The organism is Roseovarius conchicola (assembly GCF_041403425.1).
Taxonomy (GTDB): domain Bacteria; phylum Pseudomonadota; class Alphaproteobacteria; order Rhodobacterales; family Rhodobacteraceae; genus Roseovarius; species Roseovarius conchicola.
This window is the reverse complement of sequence record NZ_JBGEHK010000001.1, coordinates 290,828-308,097: the sequence shown is the minus strand read 5'-3', so window position 1 is coordinate 308,097 and position 17,270 is coordinate 290,828. Positions and strand designations below refer to the sequence as shown.

The 17,270-nt window shown below is 59.8% G+C and carries 21 protein-coding genes; 1 reads left to right on the top strand and 20 read right to left on the bottom strand.

The window, feature by feature from the left end:
• Positions 1–33: 33 nt before the first annotated feature.
• From V6N02_RS01390 to V6N02_RS01315, 16 genes are all read right to left on the bottom strand, one after another.
• Positions 34–327: a DcrB/PsbP domain-containing protein gene (locus V6N02_RS01390; protein WP_371223555.1), complete on the bottom strand. Its 294-nt coding sequence runs from the start codon at positions 325–327 to the stop codon at positions 34–36.
• Complete coding sequence (locus V6N02_RS01385; protein WP_371223553.1) at positions 327–698, bottom strand: hypothetical protein; 372 nt, start codon at positions 696–698, stop codon at positions 327–329. Before V6N02_RS01385 ends, V6N02_RS01390 begins: the two co-directional genes overlap by 1 nt.
• Positions 698–1,918 (bottom strand): NADH-quinone oxidoreductase subunit D, encoded by a 1,221-nt coding sequence (locus V6N02_RS01380; protein WP_371224555.1) that lies wholly within the window; start codon positions 1,916–1,918, stop codon positions 698–700. The genes V6N02_RS01385 and V6N02_RS01380 overlap by 1 nt, the downstream gene beginning before the upstream one ends.
• A 223-nt stretch (positions 1,919–2,141) precedes the next feature.
• Positions 2,142–2,750 carry an NADH-quinone oxidoreductase subunit C gene (locus V6N02_RS01375; protein ID WP_371223551.1) on the bottom strand — a complete coding sequence of 203 codons (609 nt, stop codon included), beginning with the start codon at positions 2,748–2,750 and terminating at the stop codon, positions 2,142–2,144.
• 59 nt (positions 2,751–2,809) lie between these two features.
• The gene (locus V6N02_RS01370; protein ID WP_371223549.1) at positions 2,810–3,343 is read right to left on the bottom strand and encodes a NuoB/complex I 20 kDa subunit family protein; all 534 of its coding nucleotides are present in this window, start codon (positions 3,341–3,343) and stop codon (positions 2,810–2,812) included.
• Entirely contained in the window at positions 3,334–3,699 is a 366-nt protein-coding gene (locus tag V6N02_RS01365; RefSeq protein ID WP_371223547.1) for an NADH-quinone oxidoreductase subunit A, read from the bottom strand. Before V6N02_RS01365 ends, V6N02_RS01370 begins: the two co-directional genes overlap by 10 nt.
• 199 nt (positions 3,700–3,898) lie before the next feature.
• Positions 3,899–4,948, bottom strand: coding sequence for a cobalamin-independent methionine synthase II family protein (locus V6N02_RS01360; protein ID WP_371223545.1), 1,050 nt, complete (start codon positions 4,946–4,948; stop codon positions 3,899–3,901).
• A 73-nt stretch (positions 4,949–5,021) separates the two neighbouring features.
• On the bottom strand, positions 5,022–6,251 hold the full coding sequence (locus tag V6N02_RS01355) for a hypothetical protein (protein ID WP_371223543.1): 1,230 nt from the start codon (positions 6,249–6,251) through the stop codon (positions 5,022–5,024).
• 67 nt (positions 6,252–6,318) lie between these two features.
• A complete protein-coding gene (locus V6N02_RS01350; RefSeq protein ID WP_371223541.1) occupies positions 6,319–7,104 on the bottom strand; it encodes a crotonase/enoyl-CoA hydratase family protein in 786 nt (261 codons plus the stop codon).
• Complete coding sequence (locus V6N02_RS01345) at positions 7,097–7,600, bottom strand: DUF6653 family protein (protein ID WP_371223539.1); 504 nt, start codon at positions 7,598–7,600, stop codon at positions 7,097–7,099. Before V6N02_RS01345 ends, V6N02_RS01350 begins: the two co-directional genes overlap by 8 nt.
• Positions 7,597–8,457, bottom strand: coding sequence for a hydroxymethylglutaryl-CoA lyase (locus V6N02_RS01340; RefSeq protein WP_371223537.1), 861 nt, complete (start codon positions 8,455–8,457; stop codon positions 7,597–7,599). Before V6N02_RS01340 ends, V6N02_RS01345 begins: the two co-directional genes overlap by 4 nt.
• Before the next feature lie 37 nt (positions 8,458–8,494).
• Positions 8,495–9,160: a glutathione S-transferase family protein gene (locus V6N02_RS01335; protein ID WP_371223536.1), complete on the bottom strand. Its 666-nt coding sequence runs from the start codon at positions 9,158–9,160 to the stop codon at positions 8,495–8,497.
• Positions 9,157–11,106, bottom strand: a complete 1,950-nt coding sequence (locus V6N02_RS01330; RefSeq protein WP_371223534.1) for an acetyl/propionyl/methylcrotonyl-CoA carboxylase subunit alpha — start codon at positions 11,104–11,106, stop codon at positions 9,157–9,159. Before V6N02_RS01330 ends, V6N02_RS01335 begins: the two co-directional genes overlap by 4 nt.
• A complete protein-coding gene (locus V6N02_RS01325) occupies positions 11,099–11,602 on the bottom strand; it encodes an O-acetyl-ADP-ribose deacetylase (RefSeq protein WP_371223532.1) in 504 nt (167 codons plus the stop codon). Before V6N02_RS01325 ends, V6N02_RS01330 begins: the two co-directional genes overlap by 8 nt.
• Positions 11,603–11,639: 37 nt before the next feature.
• Positions 11,640–12,077 (bottom strand): thermonuclease family protein, encoded by a 438-nt coding sequence (locus tag V6N02_RS01320; RefSeq protein ID WP_371223530.1) that lies wholly within the window; start codon positions 12,075–12,077, stop codon positions 11,640–11,642.
• A 2-nt stretch (positions 12,078–12,079) separates the two neighbouring features.
• On the bottom strand, positions 12,080–13,690 hold the full coding sequence (locus tag V6N02_RS01315) for a carboxyl transferase domain-containing protein (RefSeq protein WP_371223529.1): 1,611 nt from the start codon (positions 13,688–13,690) through the stop codon (positions 12,080–12,082).
• A 157-nt stretch (positions 13,691–13,847) separates the two neighbouring features.
• On the opposite strand from V6N02_RS01315, the gene V6N02_RS01310 reads away from it, so the two are divergent.
• Positions 13,848–14,465, top strand: a complete 618-nt coding sequence (locus tag V6N02_RS01310) for an OmpW/AlkL family protein (protein WP_371223527.1) — start codon at positions 13,848–13,850, stop codon at positions 14,463–14,465.
• 71 nt (positions 14,466–14,536) lie between these two features.
• On the opposite strand, the gene V6N02_RS01305 is transcribed toward V6N02_RS01310, so the two are convergent.
• From V6N02_RS01305 to V6N02_RS01290, 4 genes are read right to left on the bottom strand one after another with little or no spacing between them, the layout of a single operon-like run.
• On the bottom strand, positions 14,537–16,096 hold the full coding sequence (locus V6N02_RS01305) for an AMP-binding protein (RefSeq protein WP_371223525.1): 1,560 nt from the start codon (positions 16,094–16,096) through the stop codon (positions 14,537–14,539).
• A gap of 4 nt (positions 16,097–16,100) precedes the next feature.
• Positions 16,101–16,571, bottom strand: a complete 471-nt coding sequence (locus tag V6N02_RS01300) for a lysozyme inhibitor LprI family protein (protein WP_371223523.1) — start codon at positions 16,569–16,571, stop codon at positions 16,101–16,103.
• Position 16,572: 1 nt separating this feature from the next.
• Positions 16,573–16,965, bottom strand: a complete 393-nt coding sequence (locus V6N02_RS01295) for a hypothetical protein (RefSeq protein ID WP_371223521.1) — start codon at positions 16,963–16,965, stop codon at positions 16,573–16,575.
• Position 16,966: 1 nt separating this feature from the next.
• Entirely contained in the window at positions 16,967–17,269 is a 303-nt protein-coding gene (locus tag V6N02_RS01290) for a hypothetical protein (protein WP_371223520.1), read from the bottom strand.
• Position 17,270 lies beyond the last annotated feature (1 nt).

Here is a 17,270-nt window from a genome sequence, read left to right as displayed (position 1 = left end):
GTAAGGGCTCCGCTGCCCATCGGTATGGACGCTTTAGGCTGCATCCGTGGCACAGTCCCCCACTGTCAGCCTGACGCCGCCTTCTTCCGTCTTCACGGCTTTGCCGGTGCCAAGGTGGAAAGAGGTCAGCGCCTGAGATTGTTCGCGGGTCAGACCGGCCTGCAGTTCGACTGGCAAATAATCGGATTCGCTGAACATCACGCAGCCGATACTGGCCACGGCAGCCTGATAATTCGCCACATCTTCTGCATTGGTCCCCTGAGGCGGAATATCACACCCCGCCAGGGCTGCCACGATCAGGCCCACACCAACATATTTGTACCGCATCAGAGTCCCCCTTCTTCCGCGTTCAGCGCCAACAGCGCCACAACAACTACAATCAGGGCCAAAACCCCCGCCGCCATATGCTTGGCGATCGGAAATCCGCCGCGCCGGTATATCCAAGCGTCAGCAAAGCCCATGAAAGCGAATGTGCCAAACAGCACGGCAATCACCTTCATATCTCCGTACAAAGTGGCCCCAATCGTCAGGACCGCCATGGCGATGTATCTGTCCGCCATCACCTGCGGCAGTTTCTCGGCGCGATGGGTGGTCAGGCGCAAGGCTGACACCGGATCGCGCATGAACAGGAAGGCCAGCGCACCGGTCACCAGAATGCCCAGGGCAGACAGGGATATGGCCAGCTGTGCCAGGGTCATTACCGGTCAATCTCCCCAAAGACGACATCCATCGTCCCGATGATCGCCGCTACGTCGGCCAGCTGGTGGCCGCCTGCGACGTAATCCATTGCCTGCAGGTGCAGATAGCCGGGCGCACGGATCTTGGCCCGGTAAGGCCGGTTGGTGCCATCAGCCACAAGGTAGACGCCGAACTCGCCCTTGGGCGCCTCAACGGCGGCGTAAACCTCACCCGCCGGAACATGGAAGCCTTCGGTGTAAAGCTTGAAATGGTGGATCAGGGCCTCCATCGAAGTTTTCATCTCGCCGCGTTTGGGTGGCGTGATCTTGCCCCGGGCCAGAACGTCGCCCTTCCCGTCCGGTGCGCGCAGTTTCTCGACGCATTGATGGATGATCCGCAGGCTCTGGCGCATTTCTTCCATCCGGCACAGATAGCGATCATAGCAATCGCCGTTCTTGCCGACGGGAATATCAAACTCGAACTCGCTGTAGCACTCATAGGGCTGCGCACGGCGCAGGTCCCATGCCAAACCACTGCCCCGCACCATCACGCCCGAGAAGCCCCAATCGAGGATGTCCTGTTCGTTGACCACGCCGATATCGGCGTTGCGCTGTTTGAAGATGCGGTTTTCCGTCAGCAGCCCGTCCAGATCGGCAATCACGCGCGGGAATTCATGCGCCCAAGTTTCGATATCATCGATCAGCTCGTCCGGGATATCCTGATGCACACCACCGGGACGGAAATAGGCCGCGTGCAGGCGGGCACCACAGGCGCGTTCATAGAACACCATCAGCTTTTCACGCTCTTCAAAGCCCCACAGGGGCGGGGTCAGAGCGCCCACATCCATCGCCTGCGTGGTGACGTTGAGGATATGGTTCAGAATTCGGCCAATCTCGGAGTAAAGCACCCGGATCAGGCTGCCCCGGCGGGGCACTTCCACGCCGGTCAGCTTTTCAATGGCCAGACACCAAGCATGTTCCTGATTCATCGGGGCCACGTAATCCAGCCGGTCGAAATAGGGCAGGTTTTGCAGGTAGGTGCGGCTTTCCATCAGCTTTTCGGTGCCACGGTGCAGCAGGCCGATATGCGGGTCAGCCCGTTCGACAATCTCGCCGTCCAGCTCCAACACAAGGCGCAACACGCCATGGGCCGCAGGGTGTTGAGGCCCGAAGTTGATGTTGAAGTTACGGATCTTCTGTTCGCCGGTCTGGGCGTCGTTGAACTCGTTGGAGCCGTCCATCATGTGCTCTCACCCCGCTGCCGAAGGATTGTCGAAGAAATAAGTATGAGTGCACAAGCGGCGAAAAGTGGAATGAAAGTCAAAGGAGCAACCCACCAAGGCAACTTAAGCTCTTGCGCAATGGTGAAAAAACTAAGCACCGTCGCTATGCTGAAGAGGATATTCAGCGCGGTTCCGTACCGCGAGTATATACTCACTTCCAAGAAAGCGGTTGCGAAATCCATCATTTCGCCTCCTCCTGCTTTTCATCGCCGGGCAGGATGTATTCGGCCCCTTCCCACGGGCTCATGAAGTCAAACTGGCGGTATTCCTGAACCAGCGAGACGGGTTCATAGACCACCCGTTTCTGCACCTCGTCATAGCGCACTTCGGTATAGCCCGTGGTCGGGAAATCCTTGCGCAGCGGGAAGCCGCGGAAACCGTAATCGGTCAGGATGCGGCGCAGGTCGGGGTGACCGGAAAACAGGATACCGTACATGTCGAAGACTTCCCGTTCGAACCAGTTGGCCGAGGGGTGTACATCGGTGATCGAGGGCACCATGTCTTCCTCGCGGATCGCCACGCGCAGGCGAATGCGGTGGTTCTGGTACATGCTGAGGAAATGATAAACCACGTCGAACCGCTTGGGACGCTCGGGGTAATCCACCGCCGTAACGTCGACGAGTGTCGAGAACTTACAGGTCTGATCGGATTTCAGAAACTCGACAAATCCAACGATGTTTGGCAGAGCCACGTCAACCGTCAACTCTCCGTGGCTGATCTCCCAGCCAAGCACGCAATCCGGGCGCTTCATCTCGATATGAGTGCCCAGTTCTGTCAGAGCGTCGCTCATCGTTCCCAGTCCTTTCCCGCGCGGCGCGTTGCACGGTCATATGTCGTCATCCGTCCGCCTCAGCGCACGATAGTCCCGGTGCGGCGGATTTTCCGCTGCAATTGCAAAATTCCGTATACCAGCGCCTCGGCCGTCGGCGGGCAGCCGGGCACGTAGACATCGACCGGCACGATGCGGTCACAGCCACGCACCACGGAATAGCTGTAATGGTAATAGCCACCCCCATTGGCGCAAGACCCCATCGAGATCACATAGCGCGGCTCGGGCATCTGGTCATAGACCTTGCGCAGGGCCGGTGCCATCTTGTTGGTCAGCGTGCCAGCCACGATCATCAGGTCGGATTGGCGCGGCGAGGCGCGCGGCGCTGTGCCGAACCGCTCAAGGTCATAGCGGGGCATGGCGGTGTGCATCATCTCGACCGCGCAGCAGGCCAGGCCGAAGGTCATCCAGTGAAGCGAACCGGTGCGGGCCCAGTTGATGATGTCTTCGGTCGAGGTCAGCAGGAAGCCTTTATCCTGCAATTCACGGTTCAGTTCCTGGGTGGCGAATTCGCGATCTGCGCCCGCCACATTGGTTCCGGTCGCTACTCCCATTCCATCGCCCCCTTCTTCCACTCATAGGCAAACCCGGCGGTCAGGATTGCAAGGAACACCATCATCGACCAGAAGGCGGTCATGGAAATGTCCTGGAACGCGACAGCCCACGGGAACAGAAGCGCGATTTCGAGGTCGAAAATGATGAACAGAATCGACACCAGATAGAAGCGCACATCGAATTTCATCCGCGCATCGTCAAAGGCATTAAAGCCGCATTCGTAGGCACTTACCTTTTCAGGGTCGGGATTGCGCACGGCCAGAACGACAGCGGCGAGGATGAGGATAATGCCGAGCGCGATCGCGACGGCCAGAAACACGAGAATGGGAAGGTATTCCCTGAGCATCTCTTCCAAAAGGTGGCTCCTTTCATGCGCACGGCGCTGCGCAGAGCGGGTTGGCTACTTTCAACTCACAACCGGGTTTACCCCTGCCCCAAGATGGGGTCAACCAGCGCATGACAGATTCACACACCCATCGCAAAAGAAGTTCACCGCAGTGCACGGGGTAAGCGTGCTCATCTGATGTCGGGGTCAAAACCGGCCTTGTGCGACCTCAGACCAGTTGCGCCGCCGCACACATGTTGCGCAGTTTTTTCATCGCCAGATCGCGTCCGAGAAACCCGAGACCACAATCGGGGGCGGCCAGCACACGCTCGGGTGGCAAAAGGCCCAGCACATGCTCCATGCGCGCCTTGATTTCCTCCACCGGTTCGACCCGGCTTGAGGCCACGGTGATGAAGCCCACGATCAATTGCGAGGTCTTGAAATGCGAAAACAGCACATCCGGGTTATGGCGATGGGCGTCTTCGATGGAAATCTGGTCGGTAATCCCATCCACGGCTTCCGCGATCTGCACATAAGAGGCCTGATCGGCCTTGGGATAATCGTGATCGTCCAGATGGTTTGGATAGCCACAGCACATATGCATGACACGGGTCACGCTATCCGGCACATTATGAAAACACCGCTCCAGCGTTTCGGTGCCATAGGCCAGCGCCTCGGTCGGTTTGCGCGCAAAGATCGGCTCATCCACTTGGATGAACCGACACCCGGCCTCGGCTAGGGCGCGGATCTGCACGTTCAGTGCATCGGCCAAGTCACGGGCCAAGGCGGGGGGATCGTTGTAATGCACATCTGCCGTGGTGTCTGCGATGGTCATCGGCCCCGGTACTGTCATCTTGACGGGGCGTCCCGCCGCAGTCTCGGCCATTTGCCAATCACGCACCAGCGTGTCCTTGTCCCCCGCAGTGATGCGCGCCCGGATCGTCGGCAGGCCGGTCACGTAAGCCCCGTTGCGCATCTCGCGTTCTGTGAGCGTGTCAAAGTCGAACCCGGTGAAGTGACGGCATTGATAATGCACGTAGTTTTCGCGCCGCTGCTCGCCATCGGTGGGTATATCAATGCCGCAAGCGATCTGATCTGCGATCGCCTCGGCGGTCGCGCGATCAAACAGGGCGGCCTGCTCGGCCAAAGTCTCGGCCGACCAGGCTTGTGTAACCTTCTGGTCATAATCTGCCTCGTTGTGAGGCACCTGAAACCAGTCTGAAATCGGCAGATAATCCGGTTTGGGGAATGCTCCGAGGCAGGTGGTTTTCAAAGGCATGATGTACGCTCCCTGTGGAAGAGGTCGGATTACCGCGACGCTAGAACGCGCCAATCCAGCGTGCAAGCCCTGTTCAGAACGTGATCTTGACCCCCGTAAGCAGGGTGTGGGATTCGACCGAGCGATCGCCCGTGATGCGCGGCATGATTAGCGGAACGAACCCGGCATTGTAAAGATACTCGGCCCCCAGAGTTACGTTGTCGGTGGCTTTCACTTCAAGGCCCAGAATGATCTGCTCCATCCGTTCCCACTCGCTGCCATCCTCGCCCTGCTCGCCACGGCTGGCGCTGACGGACCAGGTGGCGGGCCTGCCAAGCAATTCGCTGCGATAGCGTCCCTGCAGGGTGAGTGCCGAGACATGATGCCCCGTGGCCGCCCAGTCGTGCATGGTGCGACTGAACTCAGCCTGCAGATCAAACGGTCCCCTGCTGTAGGTCGCGTTGACGTCCCAGATTTCATTCCAATACCGGTTGATACCGATCCCCGGAGGGTGATGCGCCACCGTGCTGTCATAAATTGACCCGCGCAGGAAACCCGCCCCCAGTCGGAACGAAGCCTCACCCGGCAAATCAAAGCGATGCGACCCGTTCAGGGCGAAATTGGACAGATCGCCATTGTTGCGCGGACTGCTGAGCACCCGATTCCCCCGATGTTCCGGGATCAGGCTAAAGGTCAGTTCGGTGCGGTCGGTCACATACCCGATCTCAAGAACAGGGTCATCCGATTGGGCCCAGAAGTAATGCGAGCTGTGGCTGTGCGTGAAAGGCGCATAGGTCTCAAACAGACCGAAATTCACCGTCTTTCGTCCCAGCGCCACATAGACCGGAAAGCGATCCAGATCGCCAACGGCCAGCCAGTATTTGCGCAGTTGAACGTCATCCTGTCCGGGGTATTCCACCTCGGTAAACTCGCCCTGCACAAAGGCGGTGACCATTGGCATGGTTAGCGTGGCATTGGCCGAAATCTCGTTGATGACGCCGAACGTATCAGATTTGCCGCTTGTATGGGTCGGCGGCAAACGTGACAGGATCGGGAATTTGCCCGGCGTGTTGCTTTTCTCGGAAATGATCGTACCGATGGCACGACCGCCAAACCGCAGGCCCATTTCCGGTAGTTCACCACGTTGACGGGCCTTCAGGGCCTGCGCGATCTTGTCGGTTACATGCTCCTGTCGATCAAACATCACATTGGAATAGGACAGCGGGCCAATTCCAAGCTGGTCGCTTTCATCGGCCTGCGCCACACCCGTTGCCATCAGCAACGCCAGAACTGCCCCACGCATCGAAACTCTGAATTCTGTCATCTCGCCCTCATCTGTCCAAAAACAGTAGAGCGGCGAAATCCTTTAAGTGTGGTTAACCACAATGAAATTAGTTGACCGACCAGCCAGGTTTTCGTTTCCCAAAGAACGCATCGATACCTTCGCTCGCCTCGCCCCCTTCCCAGCACCTGGCCAGTTCGGCGGCAGTGTGAGCGATCATCGCCTCGTCAATTGTCGGCCCCATATGGCGCAAAAGCGCCTTGGACCGCGCGACGGCCCCGGGCGCACACTCAAGATATGGCGTCACCTCGGCCTCGACCGCCTTGTCCAGCTCTGCCTCAGGCACCGCGCGTGCCAACAGGTTCAAAGTCACTGCCTCGTCCGCGCCAAATCTGCGGGAGGACATGAAGACGCGCCGCGCCCTGGCCTCGCCCATGCGGGCACACACGTAAGGGCCAATCGTGGCCGGGATCAGGCCCAGCCGGGTTTCCGTCAGCCCCATCACGATGTGATCGGCCCCGATGGCCACGTCACAGACCGACGCAAGACCCACCCCGCCGCCAAAGGCATTGCCATGAAGTCGGCCAATCAGGGGCTTTGGCAGGGTATTCAGGGCCTGCAGCATGTAAGCCAGCTTCGCCGCCTCGGACGAACGGGTGGCCGGATCGGCCTCGAACTGTTGCCGCATCCAGCCCAAATCACCGCCAGCACAAAAGCTTTTGCCGCGCGCTGCCAGAACAACGACACGCACGTCCTCATCTGCGCCAAGTTGCCTGGCGGCCTTGTGCAACTCACCAATCATCTGGGCGGACATGGCGTTGTGTTTCTCAGGCCGGTTCAGCCAAAGTGTGGCCACTCCGCGCGCGTCACGTTCAATTTCAATCGTCTCAAACATCGCCCAATTCCTTTTCTTGCTCGCGCAGCCAATCGGCATAAAGCCAGACCATGCGATCCACAAACCACACTTTCAGCAGCATCGTCAGCACTGTGCCAAACACCACCCAACCTGCGTCCAGCCACCATAATCCCAAGCCCATCGCGACGGCACCGGGCAAGGATCCGATACTCAGTATCTTGGCCCAGCGATGATGGTGCCGTGCCACCTGATCCGGGTGGGTCAGAAAAACACGTTCTCCCAAGACGCCACGTGACGCCCAGCTGTCAAGGTTGCGCGGTGGTGGGAACAGCCGGGGGTTCAGCCAAATCCAAAACATGGCGAAAGCCACCGCCAGCAAGGCCCAGCCACCGATCCAAGCCCGACTCCAAATGGCCAGCGCCAGCAACGGCAAGGCGGTGAATCGACTATAGACGGATAACGGGTTGGCATGGCGCTCCCAGACCGTGTCGGACATGCCCATCAACCGCTCGGCATATGCGTATAGGCTGCTCATTGACTTAGGTGACGCATGGCCCGCGCCATGTCGGCGGCCTGCTCCAAAGCCTCGCGATTCAGCCCGGTCTCATAGCCCAGCGCGACCAAACGGTCATGAACTGCCTCGGTCGCGACATTACCCGCCGCCCCCGGCGCATAGGGGCAGCCACCAAGCCCGCCTACGGCTGCATCAAACACCCGCAGCCCGACCTCCAGCGAGGCCTCGATATTCTCCAGCGCCCGGCCAGAGGTGTCGTGGTAGTGCCCGGCCAGTTGGCTAGCTGGGACCACCTCACAAACAGCTGCCAGCATCGCACTGATCCGCTCGGGCGTGCCCTGCCCTATAGTGTCGCCAAGGCTGATCTCGTAACAGCCCATCGCGTGTAATTGCCCGGCGACCCAGGCCACCTGCGCCGGATCAACCGGCCCGTCATAGGGGCAGTCGGTGACGCAAGAGACATAGCCGCGAACCGGAATGCCTGCCGCCTTGGCCGCCGCCATCACCGGGGTGAACCGTTCAAGGCTTTCCGCAATCGTGGCGTTGATGTTCGCCTTGGAAAACCCTTCCGACGCCGATCCGAAAATGGCCACTTCGTCGGCCTTTGCCGCCAACGCATCCTCAAATCCCCGCAGGTTCGGCGTCAGCGCGGCGTACCGCACCCCCGGCACGCGCGTGATCCCGGCCAGCACCGCACCCGAACTGGCCATCTGCGGCACCCATTTGGGGCTGACGAAACTGGCCACTTCGATGCGGGTAAACCCGGCCCGGCCGAGACAATCGACAAGCGCGATCTTTTCCTCCACCGGGATATCGCGCGCCTCGTTTTGCAAGCCGTCACGCGGGCCGACCTCGAAGATGTCGACATGCTCGGTCATGATCGTCTCCGATTCTTCCGGGGTTTTGCCAAAACGCTCATCTGGACCCCGCCGGTCGCACAACGCTCAGATCAGGCTTGGTCACTTCGGCGGCAAGGTTCACGGCCATGACATTGGCCCAAGCGGCCAATGCGGGACGATCGGAAATCATCCCCGCTCCCTCAGGGATCATCGCGAAGTAATCCAGCATCGGCCAAAGGTGACAATCCGCCAGCGTCAACGTGGTCGGGTTCAGTACCAGACCTTCATTGGCAATCTGCTCCAAAGCATCAAGGATATCCGGCGCGGCGGCCATTCCATGATCCAGTTCGGCCTGATCGCCCGCCTCACCTTCCAGCGGTAGAAAAACGGCGTTGGAAAAGGCCTGCCGAACCAGCGACCAGTAAAGATAGCTATCCACAACTCCCATCACCTGCCGCATCCGCGCGCGCGCCTTCGGCGTATCAGGCATCAGGGCCGGACCCTCAAAGGCCGTATCGACATAGTCCAGAATGGCCTGCGTTTCCCACAGGTGGAACCCGTGATGATCCAGCACTGGTACGCGCCCGAAAGGATGCAACCTGTGCAGCGGCCCGATCTGATAGGGGTCAAACGGATCAATCTCGACATAGGCATGGGCCACGCCTTTGGCCGCCATCGCTATGCGCGCCGCGCGGGTATAGACGCTGAACACGTAGCCTGTGAGGGTCAGCCCGTCGCTCATGCAGCCACGTCCTCTTCGTCTTCCAGCCGCACCAGTGCCGATCCCGCTGCGACCTGATCACCTGCCGAGACCAATACTTCGGCCACGATGCCGTCGCGCGCCGCCGTCAGCGTGTGTTCCATCTTCATCGCCTCAAGGATCGCCAGCCGCTCACCTCGGGCCACCGGCTGCCCGGCCTCTGCGAAGACAGCCTTGACCAAGCCGGGCATCGGCGCTTCCACCAAGCCCGCCGCAGCCCCGACGGCCCCTGCGCGTTGCAACGGGTCAACCACGTCAAACGTCATACCATATCCGGCGAAGACGGTGACCCGATCCCCGCGACACACCACGTCAGGTGCAGCTTGGCCATTCAATTGCCAGCTCCCGGCGATCCGACGCGCTGCAACCTGTTGCTCACCGATATGCAGATCAACAGCATCGGGCCCGCGGGATTGAATGGTCACCTCAACCTCCTCTTCTCCGGAGATCAGCGTCACCCGCCGATCCAGGGGCCCCCAAAGGGTGAAACCAGCCTGCGCATCATCCGGCGCCAGCAGGCCCAAGGCCGCCATGGCCGCCAGTGCGCTCTCGGTCGTACCCGGTTGAGGCATCACCACGAGGCTGTCCAGATCACGGGCGATCAACCCGGTATCCACGTCACCCGACGCGAACCCGTCATGACGCGCCAAGGCCCCGAGAAACGCCAGGTTGGTAACTGTTCCGGCCACCTGCGTACGGTCCAAAGCCGCAGACAGGCGTTGCAAAGCGACAGCGCGGGTTGGGCCATGGGTGACCAGCTTGGCGATCATCGGATCATAATGCGGGCTGATCTCGTCTCCCGAACGCACACCGGTATCGGCGCGGGCATTTTCAGGGAATGCCAAATGATCCAGATGCCCCGTCGCGGGAAGAAAACCCTTGGGCACATCTTCTGCATAGAGGCGGGCCTCGAAAGCGTGGCCCTTGATAGATAGCTGATCCTGGGTAGCGGGCAGTGCCTCGCCCGATGCCACGCGCAATTGCCACTCTGCCAGATCAACACCGGTGATCGCCTCCGTGACCGGGTGTTCCACCTGCAGCCGCGTGTTCATCTCCATGAACCAGAACCCATCCGTGCGCAGCCCGTCCGAACCATCGACGATGAACTCCACCGTGCCCGCCCCCTTATAGCCAATCGCCTCGGCGGCGCGCACTGCGGCCTGTCCCATGGCGGCGCGCATCTCCTCGGTCATGCCCGGCGCTGGGGCCTCTTCGATCACCTTCTGATGGCGACGCTGGAGCGAACAATCACGTTCAAACAGATGCACGGCCTTGATACCATCGCCAAACACCTGCACCTCGATATGGCGGGGTTTCTGGATGTATTTCTCGATCAGCACCGCATCATTGCCAAAGGCAGTCCTGGCCTCGCCCATGGCACTGGCCAGCGCATCCGAGAAGTCAGCAGGGTTTTCGACCAGACGCATCCCCTTGCCACCACCGCCCGCGACCGCCTTGATCAGCACCGGATAGCCGATCATGTCGGCAGCCCCTGACAAGTGCTCGGGGTCCTGGTTTTCGCCGTGATAGCCCGGCACCACAGGAACACCCGCCTCTTCCATCAGGGCCTTGGCCGCATCCTTAAGGCCCATGGCCCGGATTGCCTTGGCCGAGGGGCCGATGAATGTCAGGCCAGCGGCTTCAACGGCCTCAACGAAATCGGGATTCTCCGAGAGGAAGCCATAGCCGGGATGAATGGCCTGCGCCCCGGCCTCAAGAGCCGCCCGAATGATCACATCGCCGCGCAGATAACTGTCAGCGGGCGCATTGCCGCCGATATGCACTGCCTTGTCAGCCATCGCGACATGACGGGCCGCGCGATCGGCATCTGAATAGACGGCCACCGTGGCCACTCCCATACTGCGCGCTGTGTCGATGACCCGGCACGCGATTTCGCCGCGATTGGCAATCAGGATTTTGCTAAACATCCTCGTTTCCCCTTCTCCTGACAGCATTTTTCAGGTGTCGTTCGGTTCTTGCATCCAAGGAGACAAGAAGAACCTCCAATTCGGTCCTACTCACGCTGGCGACAGCTATCTCAGCTGCCTTATCATGTGGAAATCCGTAGGCCCCCGTCGATATCGCCGGAAAGGCAATCGTTTCACAATGGTGCTGCTGCGCCAGGACGAGCGCTTTCTCATAGCAAGCGCCAAGTAACCGCGCTTCGTCTTCCGCGCCGCCCCGCCAAATCGGACCGACGGTATGAATGACGATACGCGCGGGCAACCCATAGGCTTTGGTCACCTTTGCCTCACCGGTTTCACAACCACCCAGCGTTGCACATTCTTCCTTCAACTCCGGACCGGCGGCTCGGTGAATAGCACCGTCCACGCCGCCGCCTCCAAGCAAAGACCTGTTCGCAGCATTGACGATGGCATCAACCTGCAACGATGTGATGTCTCCCCTGACAATTGAAAACGGCATCATCGCCCTCCATGAGGCTCAGAACGTGTCTTTTCTCTCATCCGTCCAACCTTTCGCACCAGTCCACGCGCGCACCACCCCGGTAGCGCACGGCAAGCCCTTCATCGACCAGAATGTCGGCCACGTCCCGGCCCTTCACCGCCATGGTTGCCAGGACCCGGCCGTATTTGTCATAGCCATGGCTATCCAAAGACAATGGTCCGGATTTGACCAACTCGCGTAGTCGATTGGTCGCCCGCGCACCAAGGGCCGCTTCGGCGGCGCATCCGGGCTCTTTGGTTTCGGGCGTATCAAAGCCCTGCAAGCGGGCGGTCACGCTTTCAGTTCCGCATTTCAACTCGATCGTATCGCCGTCATAGACATAGCCCAGAACACACCCCTTCTCACTTAGGTCATGATAGGGTGCATACCATTCAGCGACGCGGTGCAAAGCCACCAGCAGAAGAAAAGAGTACACGAAAGCTGTCGGGTCCATCTTCACATCCGGAACACGCCGAAGCGTGTCTCTTCAATCGGGGCGTTCAGTGCTGCACGGAGGGATAGCGCCAGCACATCGCGGCTTTTGCGCGGGTCGATGATGCCATCGTCCCAAAGTCGGGCCGAGGCATAAAGAGGGTGCGACTGGCGTTCGAACATCTCGACAGTCGGGCGTTTGAATTCAGCCTCCTCTTCAGCAGACCATGCCCCGCCCTTGCGCTCGATTGCGTCGCGTTTGACGGTGGCCAGAACGCCCGCAGCCTGCTCACCACCCATGACGGAAATCCGGGAATTGGGCCAGCTCCACAAGAAACGCGGCTGATAAGCGCGGCCCGACATGCCGTAATTGCCTGCGCCAAAAGACCCGCCCATCAGCATGGTGATTTTGGGCACCGAAGTGGTGGCCACGGCGGTCACCATCTTGGCACCGTGCCGAGCGATGCCTTCATTCTCGTATTTTCGCCCCACCATGAAACCGGTGATGTTTTGCAAAAAGACCAGAGGGGTTTTGCGTTGCGAACACAGCTCGACAAAATGCGCGCCCTTCTGCGCGGCTTCGGAAAACAGCACGCCGTTATTGGCGATGATGCCGACCGGGCAGCCCTGCACATGGGCAAAGCCGGTCACCAAAGTCTCGCCAAAACGCGGTTTGAATTCGTCAAAGCGCGACCCGTCCACGAGCCGCGCGATCACCTCGCGGATATCATAAGGCGTGCGCAGATCGGCAGGCACGACGCCCAGCAATTCGTCGGGGTCATAGGCAGGCTCTTCCGGGGCCTCCATCCGTAGGGCGGGGTTCACCCCGCCGGCCCGGTTCAGATGCCCCACGGCGCGCCGCGCCAACGCCAAAGCGTGGGCATCATCCTCGGCCAGGTAATCAGCCACACCGGACAGGCGCGTGTGCACATCGCCCCCGCCAAGATCCTCGGCCGTGACCTCTTCACCTGTCGCGGCCTTGACCAGTGGAGGACCGGCCAGAAAAATCGTGCCTTGTTCCTTGACGATAATGGTCACGTCCGACATCGCAGGAACATAGGCGCCCCCGGCGGTGCAGGAGCCCATCACCACGGCGATCTGAGGGATGCCTTTGGCGCTCATCTGGGCCTGATTGTAAAAAATCCGGCCGAAGTGATCGCGGTCAGGAAACACCTCGTCCTGATTAGGCAGGTTGGCCCCTCCACTGTCCACCAGATAGATGCAGGGCAGATTGCATTCCTCGGCAATTTCCTGGGCGCGCAGGTGTTTTTTAACGGTCATCGGATAATAGGTGCCACCTTTCACGGTGGCATCATTGCACACCACCATGCAGTCAACACCCTCAACCCGGCCAATCCCGGCAATCACCCCGGCGCAGGGCGCGGCCCCATCATAAAGCCCATGCGCAGCAGTGGCCCCGACCTCCAGAAACGGCGATCCGGGATCAAGCAGACCGGCCACACGATCCCTCGGTAGCATCTTGCCCCGGCTCAGATGCCTCTCACGGGACGCGGTGCCTCCTCCGGCGGCGGCGTGGGCGGCAGCCTCTTCTATCTCGGCCAAAGCCGCCAGATGTGCGGCGCGGTTATCCTGATATTCCTGCGATCCAGTGATCGCGGCACTGCTGAGTTTCATGGCCTGTCTAAACTCCTCCGGCATGCGGGTGGCATCTGTGCCACACCCCGTCATGTTTCGTAACAAATTCCATTTTCTGCATCTGTTTTTGACTCAGGTCAAAGCAGTACGCCGCAGCGCAGCATATTCTGCGCTCGTGAATATCAGGAATAGGCAAATGACAAAGACACTTACTGCTCTGACACTGACAACTGCTCTGGCCGCTTTGGCTGCTCCGGCACTGGCCCAATCCAAGGGTGATTTCACGCTTGGTTTCGGTCTTGGCCTGGTCGCCCCCGATGACAGTTTCTCGACAACCGCCGCCGGACAGCTGCGCCCCAATGACGATATTCGTCCGACGCTGACATTTGAATACTTCATCGCCGACAATCTGGGCATTGAGGTTTTGGCCGCTGCGCCGTTCGAACATAATGTGGAACTTCAAGGCGCTGGCGATGTCGTTTCGCTCAAGCACCTGCCGCCCACGATCTCGCTGCAATACCACATCCCGACTGGCGGCAACGTGAAACCGTTCGTCGGCGCAGGTATCAATTACACCACGTTCTGGGATGAAAAAGGCATTGGCGCTCTGGCCGGTACGCCCGTCTCGTTGGATGATTCCTGGGGCATCGCGCTTCATGCCGGTGTTGACTTCAAAATCAGCGACCGTGGCGCAATGCGTGCCGACGTCCGCTGGATCAACATCGAAACCGACGCGACCGTTGGTGGCAACCCCATCGGCAAGGTCAAAATTGACCCCGTCGTGCTGGGCGTGTCCTACATTCTCAGCTTCTAAAAGGGGCCTTTCGAGGGACGGAAGGGGGCCGGGCATCGCACTGGCCCTTTTTTCATGTGAATGCTGCGGCCTCATGATGATGGCTCCGCCGCAGCGCGCGCCTTAAGGTTCTTGCGGATCACCTTGCCGGTCACAGTCATGGGGAGCGCATCGAGAAAAGAAATCTCTCTTGGATATGAGTATTTCGCCAGCCGTTCTTTGACGAATTCCTGCAACTCTGACGCCAGAGCGGCGTCGCCGGTCACTCCGGGTTTCAGCACCACATATGCTTTTACGATTTCTGTGCGCAGGGCATCCGGTTTCCCCACAACCCCTACTGTCGCAACGCTTGGATGACGCAGCAGGCAATCCTCGATTTCTGCAGGTCCAATACGATAGCCCGCCGATGTGATCACATCATCCTCGCGCCCGACAAAGCGCAGATAGGCGCCGTCCCAGACGCCGCGGTCCCCGGTGAGCATCCAGTCACCACGAAATTTCTCGGCTGTTTGCTCGGGCCGGTTCCAGTATTCCAGCATCATGCTGGCCGAACCGCGCCTGATCGCCACATCCCCTTCGCCATCCGTTGGGCATCCAGCGTCATCGATAACCGCCACATCATGGCCGGGTACAACACGGCCAATGCAGCCCGGCTTGGGATCAAACAGGTCAGCGCAGGAACAGGCCACCAGGTTGCATTCGGTCTGCCCATAAAACTCATTGATGGTCAGACCAAATGCCTCGCGGCCCCACTCCAGCATTTCGGCCCCCAAAGGCTCACCGCCGCTGCCGATGCTGCGCAGGCCCTGAATATGCGCGCCCTCAGCTTTCAGCATCCGCAACGCCGTTGGAGGGAAAAAAACATTTTTAACAGCGCCTTCCCTGATAATCTTCAGGCATTCCTCGGCGTTGAACTTGTCCAGCCGAGCCGCAACGATCGGCACGCCCAGCGCCAGACCCGGCATCATGATGTTGAACAGCCCGCCGATCCAGGCCCAGTCTGCCGGGGTCCAAAGGCAATCACCCTCCTGCCCCAGAAAGCCGCAAAACAGCTCGGTGCCCGGCAAATGCCCGGTCAGCACCCGGTGACCATGCAACGCGCCCTTGGGGCTGCCGGTGGTGCCGCTGGTGTAGATCAGAATAGCGGGGTCGTCGGGGAGGGTTTGAGCAGTCTCAAATGCCCCATCGGGCAAAGCGGTGGTTTCAGGAACCAGCGCCTCGACCTCGGGTAAAGCAGACAGCATTTCAACGCCGTCCACATCGGTGATCACGATCTCAGCACCGGCATCCCGAACCCGGCTGACAAGCGCATCTTGCATGAAGAGTTTGAACAAAGGGATTGAAATTGCGCCGATTTTCCAGATCGCGATATGCGCTGCCGCACACCAGGTGCCCTGACTGCGCAGCACACCAACGCGATCCCCGCGTGTAACACCCCGCGCAACCAAGGCCAGCGCCAGAGCATCGGCCATCTGCTGCAATCTGCGATAGGTAATGTCCTGCCGTGTACCTGTCAGATCAATGATCGCAACCCGGTCAGGATCGCGCGCGGCCCAGTCATCACAGGCCTGCTGCGCCATGTTCAGGTGATCCGGTAGGTTCCATGCGAATTCATCACACAGCGCCTTATATGTTGGGGCCCGGTGCAGCATCATTTCATTCCTGAAAAGACTGTTCCAGGTACAGCGTCTGGCGCGCTGTTTCCTCCATCAGGCACCACAGGGTTGCAGGCCCCGCGCCCGATCCCCCACCCCATCCGGCAGCCACGAATTCGCACTTGGCGTCACGAAACGGAATCCAGGCGCGCTGCATATCTTTCAAGGCCTCAACCTGCGATGGCGCATAGTCGGGTTTTTCATCGTCAAAGCGCTGCAAACGGGCCTTGGTATCCTTGTAAATCAGGTTCAGGCGGTCATCCCACCACTCCAACTCACGATCGGTGCAAATCGCCATCCCGTTGGTCGAAAACCCACCTTCATTGCGCTCCATGCACAGGTTTGCCGCGATGCCGATACACTCAGCCCCACGATCCGAAGCCACGCAAGACGCGGTCGGGGTGATATCAAAATCGATCTCTTGCGCGCTCAGCGCAGTCGGGATCATCAGCAGGCACAGCACTATCCGCATGTTAATCCTCCCCTTTGACAGCTTTGGCCCAGGTTTGGGCATCCAGTGCGGCTCCGGCGGCGATCAGACTCTGACCTTGGGCCAACACGCCGCACACCGGATCCAGATCACCATCGCAGGATGCCGCCTCGACTCGCTGTTTTGCCTCAAACAACGCCTCCCGCAGGGCCTCCAGACACGCCTCATAGACCCCCGCTTTGGCGCGGCATTCATTGATGGCTGTCTCAAGGCATGTCATTTGCATGTCCTCGGCACCGTGGTTTTCAGCCAGACAGGCCAGGGCAGGCTTAGTGAACTTATCATATGTCCCACCCGAGGAAGGTGTCAGCGTCTGCGCGCTTGCGGCTCCGGCAATACTCATAGAGACGCCCAAGGTGATGGCCCAATGGGTCATATCAATAAGGGCTCCTCTGCAGCTCGACACCCCAACGGCTGGCGCGGTAGCGATAGGTTTGCGATGCGTCCAGATGGCTTGGCAGACACGTCACCATGATCCATCCTTTCGTGTCAGCATCCGGGCGGGCGGCGCAATCGGTCACCTTTGCCACCTGCCCTCGCGCCGCTTCTGCCACCACGTATTGCGCTGCGGCGGCATTGATGATCTCGGTCTCGGTCATCGCCCAGAACCGCTTGCCCACCAACAGGCCAAGAACAATAGCAACGGCGCAAAACAGCAAGACGATGTTGAGCGGCGACATG

What these genes read in the sequence shown, in the direction of transcription:
- V6N02_RS01390 (WP_371223555.1), bottom strand. Translation starts at nt 327, where the DNA reads ATGCGGTACAAATATGTTGGTGTGGGCCTGATCGTGGCAGCCCTGGCG.
- V6N02_RS01385 (WP_371223553.1), bottom strand. Translation starts at nt 698, where the DNA reads ATGACCCTGGCACAGCTGGCCATATCCCTGTCTGCCCTGGGCATTCTG.
- V6N02_RS01380 (WP_371224555.1), bottom strand. Translation starts at nt 1,918, where the DNA reads ATGGACGGCTCCAACGAGTTCAACGACGCCCAGACCGGCGAACAGAAG.
- V6N02_RS01375 (WP_371223551.1), bottom strand. Translation starts at nt 2,750, where the DNA reads ATGAGCGACGCTCTGACAGAACTGGGCACTCATATCGAGATGAAGCGC.
- V6N02_RS01370 (WP_371223549.1), bottom strand. Translation starts at nt 3,343, where the DNA reads ATGGGAGTAGCGACCGGAACCAATGTGGCGGGCGCAGATCGCGAATTC.
- V6N02_RS01360 (WP_371223545.1), bottom strand. Translation starts at nt 4,948, where the DNA reads ATGCCTTTGAAAACCACCTGCCTCGGAGCATTCCCCAAACCGGATTAT.
- V6N02_RS01355 (WP_371223543.1), bottom strand. Translation starts at nt 6,251, where the DNA reads ATGACAGAATTCAGAGTTTCGATGCGTGGGGCAGTTCTGGCGTTGCTG.
- V6N02_RS01350 (WP_371223541.1), bottom strand. Translation starts at nt 7,104, where the DNA reads ATGTTTGAGACGATTGAAATTGAACGTGACGCGCGCGGAGTGGCCACA.
- V6N02_RS01345 (WP_371223539.1), bottom strand. Translation starts at nt 7,600, where the DNA reads ATGAGCAGCCTATACGCATATGCCGAGCGGTTGATGGGCATGTCCGAC.
- V6N02_RS01340 (WP_371223537.1), bottom strand. Translation starts at nt 8,457, where the DNA reads ATGACCGAGCATGTCGACATCTTCGAGGTCGGCCCGCGTGACGGCTTG.
- V6N02_RS01335 (WP_371223536.1), bottom strand. Translation starts at nt 9,160, where the DNA reads ATGAGCGACGGGCTGACCCTCACAGGCTACGTGTTCAGCGTCTATACC.
- V6N02_RS01330 (WP_371223534.1), bottom strand. Translation starts at nt 11,106, where the DNA reads ATGTTTAGCAAAATCCTGATTGCCAATCGCGGCGAAATCGCGTGCCGG.
- V6N02_RS01325 (WP_371223532.1), bottom strand. Translation starts at nt 11,602, where the DNA reads ATGCCGTTTTCAATTGTCAGGGGAGACATCACATCGTTGCAGGTTGAT.
- V6N02_RS01320 (WP_371223530.1), bottom strand. Translation starts at nt 12,077, where the DNA reads ATGGACCCGACAGCTTTCGTGTACTCTTTTCTTCTGCTGGTGGCTTTG.
- V6N02_RS01315 (WP_371223529.1), bottom strand. Translation starts at nt 13,690, where the DNA reads ATGAAACTCAGCAGTGCCGCGATCACTGGATCGCAGGAATATCAGGAT.
- V6N02_RS01310 (WP_371223527.1), top strand. Translation starts at nt 13,848, where the DNA reads ATGACAAAGACACTTACTGCTCTGACACTGACAACTGCTCTGGCCGCT.
- V6N02_RS01305 (WP_371223525.1), bottom strand. Translation starts at nt 16,096, where the DNA reads ATGCTGCACCGGGCCCCAACATATAAGGCGCTGTGTGATGAATTCGCA.
- V6N02_RS01300 (WP_371223523.1), bottom strand. Translation starts at nt 16,571, where the DNA reads ATGCGGATAGTGCTGTGCCTGCTGATGATCCCGACTGCGCTGAGCGCG.
- V6N02_RS01295 (WP_371223521.1), bottom strand. Translation starts at nt 16,965, where the DNA reads ATGACCCATTGGGCCATCACCTTGGGCGTCTCTATGAGTATTGCCGGA.
- V6N02_RS01290 (WP_371223520.1), bottom strand. Translation starts at nt 17,269, where the DNA reads ATGTCGCCGCTCAACATCGTCTTGCTGTTTTGCGCCGTTGCTATTGTT.